General features: G+C 41.6%; 3 protein-coding genes. All 3 read right to left on the bottom strand.

Annotated elements, in window-relative coordinates; genetic code table 11:
• Window positions 1-599: 599 nt before the first annotated feature.
• A complete protein-coding gene (locus AAC854_RS22425; protein WP_340619026.1) occupies window positions 600-947 on the bottom strand; it encodes a hypothetical protein in 348 nt (115 codons plus the stop codon).
• Window positions 947-1,243, bottom strand: a complete 297-nt coding sequence (locus AAC854_RS22420; protein ID WP_340619025.1) for a hypothetical protein — start codon at window positions 1,241-1,243, stop codon at window positions 947-949. Before AAC854_RS22420 ends, AAC854_RS22425 begins: the two co-directional genes overlap by 1 nt.
• A gap of 65 nt (window positions 1,244-1,308) precedes the next feature.
• Window positions 1,309-1,694 (bottom strand): hypothetical protein (locus tag AAC854_RS22415; RefSeq protein ID WP_340619024.1); only part of this gene is annotated, 386 nt, incomplete at its 5' end.

Here is a 1,694-nt window from a genome sequence, read left to right as displayed (position 1 = left end):
CTTTATGATTTATAGACGAGTCCATATATGAATTCCTCATAAAATATGGGCTGTTGCCAGCGCTTTCGCGTTACACCTTTGATGTTAAATATTTCAGTTTTATGGGGCAGACCTATCTCATTAATATCAAAAAGATAATATCTCCCATGCCTATATACATTAATATAACTTTTTATTTTGTGCGTAATAATAAGTTATTATCAACTGATAACAATTTATTATTACTTTATTTTTACTGGGATTTTTATGCAAATCAGGTGCTTTTTTCAGAAATGATTGCGGAGAATCAATGAGGGAATGTAATGTGAGGTAATAAAAGTCGGGGAGTGATTTATTACATTTTTTCTTAAATACTTAATTAAAGTGCTTAAAATCGCGCTGAGGCGTTTTTAACTGTATATAGATGTCTATGAGGAGTACTCTATTGCCGTAAATGCTGAGTGTGATCCATTTGTTGGTGCAGAATACGGGCGATTAGGATATCGACGTCCCGGATGGTGTAAAAAAGGTTGGGTCGCTGAAACGCTATCCGCATGACACCGGGTAGGAATCACCTGTCAGAAAGGATTTATAACCGTTGAACTTTGCCGTTCAGTTATTTAGTCAGGTAATAAAGTTTTTACATCATCTTGCTCTTTCCGGCGCGCGGCCTTTTTTTTCTGTTGCAATTCAAACCGATGCTGCTGCCATGATTGAAACTCGGCCGTTTTTTCCACGGCCTCAACCTGTTTCCGGGGATACGACATCACATCCACCGGCGCGCCCGACAGGAATGGCGGGACAGGTTTTTCCAGAAAAATTTTAATGGCCTCTGGTGTCCAACCTCGCTCGGTTTGTAATCCATTAGACGTGATCCATTTCTGTTGCCACGCGGCGCGATTTTTACGCCGTTCCTGCTGTTTTTGTTGGTGAAACTGAGTCCGCTTAAGGTGAAGAATATATCTCATCAAAACACCTTATCCACATTTTGATAACGAGACAAAACGGTAACCTTTATCATTAACTGTAAACTGTAGCTGCTTTTTGTCCGCCGTCCACCCGATGATGGCGTAGGAAAAGCGGTAATATAGCCGATCTTTTCCCGGTAACTCTTAATAACCGCCTTAACCGGCACGGGGCACCAATAGTTCACGGGATCATCCTCAAATGCCGCGTTGTTAAACCAACGCAGGCCAAAATTTTTCGGCTGAGATGGTGGCTTAACAGTAAGATTATGGGTTATTACATCCTGATAAAAAAGCACAGACCCCCTCGTTACTGAGTCTGTGCTTACTCTGTATTCATGGTGATTTAATTTAACATCACGCTTTAGTAAACAGAGCTTATTTGGCACATCAATGTCACCGGAGTCGAGACTGGAAGTGCGTTGTTACCATTTCCATCCAGATAGACCCTGTTCTGATAGTCATAGGCATAATAACCTTTGATCACGATATCCGAATTACTACTATCAACCTTCCAGTATTTCCCAGTTAGTTGGTCAAACCCAAAGTCCGGGAAAGTCTCTTTGTCGTATTCCTGACTAAATGAGGTCTGCGTAGTTGTTTCGGGACTGGTTCCTATATCACGCATGGTCGGTATTTTTTGCGTATCATTAGTGGCTTTGGGTGGTCCGAAAGCACAAGTATCATGAGCGCCATCACTCACACTCACAGTCGGATAATCAGGACTAACAAATAGGTATCTTTGTGGGT

The sequence above is a fragment of the Xenorhabdus entomophaga genome, assembly GCF_037996725.1.
Classification (GTDB): Bacteria; Pseudomonadota; Gammaproteobacteria; order Enterobacterales; family Enterobacteriaceae; genus Xenorhabdus; species Xenorhabdus khoisanae.
Note: the sequence above shows the minus strand (reverse complement) of the source record. Positions and strands in the feature narration are given on the sequence as shown.